At 69.5% G+C, this 4813-nt stretch carries 5 protein-coding genes; all 5 read right to left on the bottom strand.

Annotation, left to right across the window (positions count from 1 at the left end; genetic code table 11):
- The coding region (locus G5C51_RS39870; protein ID WP_165245493.1) for an ABC transporter ATP-binding protein at window positions 1-761 on the bottom strand (761 nt) is incomplete at its 3' end.
- Window positions 758-1747 (bottom strand): ABC transporter permease subunit, encoded by a 990-nt coding sequence (locus tag G5C51_RS39865; protein WP_165245491.1) that lies wholly within the window; start codon window positions 1745-1747, stop codon window positions 758-760. The genes G5C51_RS39870 and G5C51_RS39865, both read right to left, overlap by 4 nt.
- Window positions 1744-2733: an ABC transporter permease gene (locus G5C51_RS39860; protein ID WP_165245489.1), complete on the bottom strand. Its 990-nt coding sequence runs from the start codon at window positions 2731-2733 to the stop codon at window positions 1744-1746. Before G5C51_RS39860 ends, G5C51_RS39865 begins: the two co-directional genes overlap by 4 nt.
- 2 nt (window positions 2734-2735) lie before the next feature.
- The gene (locus tag G5C51_RS39855) at window positions 2736-4466 is read right to left on the bottom strand and encodes an ABC transporter substrate-binding protein (RefSeq protein ID WP_165245487.1); all 1731 of its coding nucleotides are present in this window, start codon (window positions 4464-4466) and stop codon (window positions 2736-2738) included.
- Window positions 4467-4601: 135 nt separating this feature from the next.
- Window positions 4602-4694 carry an Ms4533A family Cys-rich leader peptide gene (locus G5C51_RS44185; RefSeq protein WP_338118483.1) on the bottom strand — a complete coding sequence of 31 codons (93 nt, stop codon included), beginning with the start codon at window positions 4692-4694 and terminating at the stop codon, window positions 4602-4604.
- Window positions 4695-4813 lie beyond the last annotated feature (119 nt).

Genomic DNA, 4813 nt, shown 5'->3' with positions numbered 1-4813 from the left:
CTCGTGTACGGATCCGCCGGCGATCCCAGCACCTCCACCACCGGGCCGCGCTCCACGGCGCGGCCCGCGCGCATGACCAGCACGTCATCGACGCTCCCCGCCACCACCCCCAAGTCATGCGTGACCAGCACCAACCCCAGCCCCGTCTCCGTGCGCAGCTCGTGCAGCAGGTCCAGGATCTGCGCCTGCACCGTCACATCCAGCGCCGTCGTCGGCTCATCCGCGACCAGCAGTCGCGGCTCGCATGCCAGCGCCATCGCGATCAGCGCCCGCTGCCGCATCCCGCCGCTGAACTCGTGGGGCCGCGAGCGCGAGCGCCGCGCCGCGTCCGGAATCCCGACCCGCGACAGCACCTCCACCGCCCGCGCCCGGGCCTCCCGCCGCGAGGCCCCGCGCCGGTGCACCCGGTACACCTCGGCGATCTGATCGCCGATCGCGTAATACGGATCCAGCGCGGACAGCGGGTCCTGGAACACCATCGCCGCCACCCCGCCCCGCAGCGCCCGCAACTCCCCCTCCGAAGCCGCGCCGACGTCCGTACCGCCGACCGTCACGGTCCCGCTCACCCGCGCCCCCGTCCCCCGGTGCAGCCCCAGCAGCGCAGCTGCCACCGTGGACTTCCCGGAGCCGGATTCACCGACGATGCCGAGCGCCCTGCCGGGCTCCAGCGCGAAGGACACGCCGTCCACGGCCCGTACCGGATCGGACTCCGCCACCGGGAAGTCGACCGTGAGGTCCGAGATTTCGGCCAAAGAAGTCATTGCAGCGTCACCCTTCGGTCCGCGAGTGCATAGAGCAGATCAGCGATCACATTCGCCACCACCACGGCCGCGCCGATGGTGAGCACCACGCCCACCACGACCGGCAGGTCGACCTGCCGGATCCCGTCGATCAGCGTCTTGCCGAGCCCCGGTATCCCGAAGAGGGACTCGGTGAGCACCGCGCCGCCGAGCAGGAAGCCGAAGTCGATGGCGGTGATGGCGATCACCGACGGCACCGCGCCGCGCAGCGCGTGCCGCCCGACGATGGCCCGCTCACTCACCCCGTAAGCCCGAAAAGTGCGGATATGATCCTCCGCCAGCGTCTCCAGAGTGGAGGCGCGGGTCAGGCGGGCGTATTTGGCGCTCTCGAAGAGGCCGAGGGTGAGCCAGGGCAGCAGCATGTTCCAGGCCCATTGCTCGGGGCTGTCCGTGAGCGGGACGTACGACGGGAAGGGCAGCCACTGCAGATACGCGCAGACCACCATCATCAGCAGCAGGCCGAGGATGAAGACCGGCGTGCCGGTGCCCGCGAGGGTGAGCCAGGTCAGCAGCCGCTCGGTCAGGCCGCCGCGGCGCAGCGCGGAGACCACTCCCGTGGCGATGCCGAGGACGAGCATGATCACGACCGCGCCGACGGCGAGCGAGACGGTCGCCGGAAAGCGCTCCAGGATGAGGTCCGTGACCTGCTGGTCGCTCTGGTACGAGCGGCCGAGGCAGGGCGCGTCGCAGTGCAGCACCGAGGTGCCGGCGGAGTAGTCGCGGCCGACGAAAATGCCCTTCAGGAAGTCGCCGTACTGGATGAAGACCGAGTCGTTCAGGCCGAGTTGCTCGCGCACCTGGGCGATCTGGGCCGGGTTGCAGCGCGGGCCACAGGCGAGCTTCGCCGAGTCGCCGGGGGCCAGGTAGAAGAGCGCGTAGATCAGCACCGAGAGGACAAAGAGGACGAGGACGGCGCCGGCGGTCCTGCGCAGCACATAGCGGGTCACTGGGCCTGCCCCTTCTTCGTGCCGACGCGCAGCCGGCTCGCCTCGCGCGGGTCGAGGGCCGTGCGCAGCGCGTCGCCGAGGACGGTGAAGGCGAGCACGGTGACGAACAGCAGCCCGGAGGGCAGCAGCACGTACATCGGGTCGGCGCGGAACCACGTCTGGGCGCTGGAGAGCATCTGTCCCCAGGAGGGGTTGGGCGGCTTGACGCCGACGCCGAGGAAGGAGAGGGAGGCCTCGACCACGATGTTGCTTCCGATGATCAGGGCGCCGTACGTCACCACCGGCGCGGCGAGCGCGGGCAACAGCTCCCGCCGGGCCACCCGGAGCCGGCCGGACCCGCCGAGCCGGGCGGCAGCCACGTAATCGAGCTTCTTCAGCGTCAGTACGTGGGCGCGCACGATCCGCGAGGTGCCGGACCAGTTCAGCAGCCCGATCACCAGAATCAACAGCAGCGGCCGGGGAAAGTCGGGCGGCACGATCGCCGTCAGCGACATGGCGATCACCAGCAGCGGCAAGGAGATCATGACGTCGGTGAACCGGCTCAGCACGCTCTCCACCAGCCGGTTGCCGAGCGCCGCCGCCAGACCTACCGCCGTCCCGATGACGATGTTCAGGACCGTGGCGCCGAGCGCGACCAGCAGCGAGATGCGGGCTCCGTAGAGCAGCCGGGCGAACAGATCACGCCCGGTGCCGGGCTCCACGCCCAGCCAGTGGTCCGCGCTGACCCCGCCGAAGGAGCCGTGCGGGACGCCGCCGCGCGCGGAGTCGACGAGGTTGTCGTGATACGTATTCACGTCCTGGCCCTCCAGCGCCGCGAGCAGCGGGGCGGCGAGGGCGAGCAGGACGAGGAGGGCGAGGACGGCGGCGGCCGCGACGGCCGACGGGCGGGCGCGCAGCCGCCGCCAGACCTGGCGGGCCCCGGAGGCGGGGGCCGCGGCGGTGTCCGCGGCCCCCGTCCCCGTTCCGATGATGTCGGTGGCGGCCATGGCTACTTGACCGCGACCTGCGAGATGTCGAGGACGCCGGTCCAGTCGCTGATGACGACGTTCTTGATGTCCTTGCCGTACAGCCGCTTGTAGACCGGGTGGAAGAGCGGGACGTCGAGGGCGTCGGCGCCGATCTTCTTGTCCAGCGCACCCCAGCGCTTGGCGGCCTCCTTCAGGTCGGTCAGTTTGTTGATCTCGTCGATCTCCTTGTTGACCGCCGGGTCGTCGAGCTGCGCGTGGTTGTAGTTGGAGCCGTTCTTCACGATCTGCCGGCCGTCGAAGATCGGGGCCAGGAAGGGGCCGCCGGACGGCCAGTCGGCGCCCCAGCGGGAGATGAAGAAGCCGGGAGCGTCCTTGGTGGAGGTGTAGAGCTCGGAGTACTTGTTGGCCTCGTAGCCCTTGAGCTTCAGCGTGATGCCGGCCTTCTTCAGCCCTTCCTGGACGGCGGTGGCGATCTTCGGACCCTGCTCCAGGTTGTGCTCGTCGGTGTCGTGGGCGAGCGTGATCGTCAGGCCCTTCCCGTAACCGGCCTTCTTCAGCAGCTCCTTCGCCTTCGCCGGATTGCCGGTCTTGCCGGCCGGGAAGTGGTCGTACTTCGTGTAGCCGAAGACCTTCTGGTCCGGCAGGAAGGTGGTGGCGGGCTCGGCGAGGGCGGAGCCGCCGGCGGCGTTGATCACCGAGGTGCGGTTGATGGCGTACGAGATCGCCTTGCGGACCTCGGGCTTGTCGAAGGGCTTCACCTTCGGGTTGAAGGCGAGGTAGGTGGTGTAGCCGAAGTGGCCGGTGCCGACGCGGTCGGAGAGCTGCTGGTCGCCGCCGATCTGGGCGAGCTCGGCCGGGCCGAGGTTGGTGTCGGTGGTGACGGCCTTGGCGTCGGCACCGGAGCCGGTGGACAGGCGCTGGTTGATGACGGCGGAGTCGAGTCCGGACTTGACGTCGATCTTGTCCGGGTACGCCTTGCGCTCCGGGTCGGTCTCCGCCGACCAGTGCTTGTTGCGCTCCAGGACGAGATGCTCGCCGTCGCCCTCGTTCTTGACGACCTTGTACGGGCCGGACGAGACCGGGTGGTTCTCATACTTGGCGCCCTTGTCCTTGGCCTCCGGCACCGGCGTGGTCTGCGTCTGGGTGGCCAGCAGCGGGAACTCGCCCTCGGGCTTGTTGAGATGGAAGACGATCGTCTTCTTGTCCGGCGTCTCGATCGAATCGAGCCCGCCCTTGTCCTTGTACGGCCCCTCGTACGTGTCGCCCCCGATGAGCCAGTCGCGCAGATACGGCGCGCCGCCCGACAGCTCCGCCGCGAAGGACCGCTCGATGCCGTACTTGATGTCGGCGGAGGTGATCGGCGAGCCGTCCTCGTACTTCAGGCCGTCCTTGAGCTTGTACGTCCACACGGTGGCGTTCTTGGACGGCTTGCCGAGGTCGGTGGCGAGGTCCGGGACGACCTTGGCGCCGGCGGCGCCGTCCTCCCGGTTGCGGGTGGTGAGGGTGCGGAAGACCAGCGAGGGGACGTTGCCGCCGCCGGAGGTGTAGAGCCGGGCGGGGTCGAAATCGCCCTGGCCCTCGGTGTTCAGGACGGTGAGCGTGCCGCCCTGCTGCGGCTTGCCGCCGCTGCCGGCGGCGCTGTCGCCGCCGTCCTCGGGACCGGCGCAGGCGGCGGCGCCGAGGACGGCGAGACCGATGACGGCCACGGTCAATCTGCGGGATATTCGGCCGATTTGACGGGAACGAAGCATGACGAAAATCGCCTTTCGCGGCAGGAGTGCGAGCGGACTCGTACGCGAAGGCGGCAGGGGGCACTGGTGGGGAGTGACAGGCGAGGCCGCCTCCGCGAAAAAAGGGGAAAGCGCGGAGTGCAGGAAGAAGCGGCCTCAGCGACAGAGAATGTCGGCAACCGCGTGTGCGGTCACGCCGATAAGCGCCAGCTCGAAGCCGGCTGCGGCGGAACGCGGGTGCGGTGACATGCGGAGAACGATGACCGATCACGCCCGCCGTGGCAAAGGCGTATCGGATGGTGAGATCTTACGTATCGCTCTGCGAGATTTGACCCACCAGCCCGCCCGTTGCTGTCACGCGGCCGAGG

It is taken from the genome of Streptomyces coryli, assembly GCF_011044975.1.
In the GTDB taxonomy this organism is placed as follows: domain Bacteria; phylum Actinomycetota; class Actinomycetes; order Streptomycetales; family Streptomycetaceae; genus Streptomyces; species Streptomyces coryli.
Note: the sequence above shows the minus strand (reverse complement) of the source record. Positions and strands in the feature narration are given on the sequence as shown.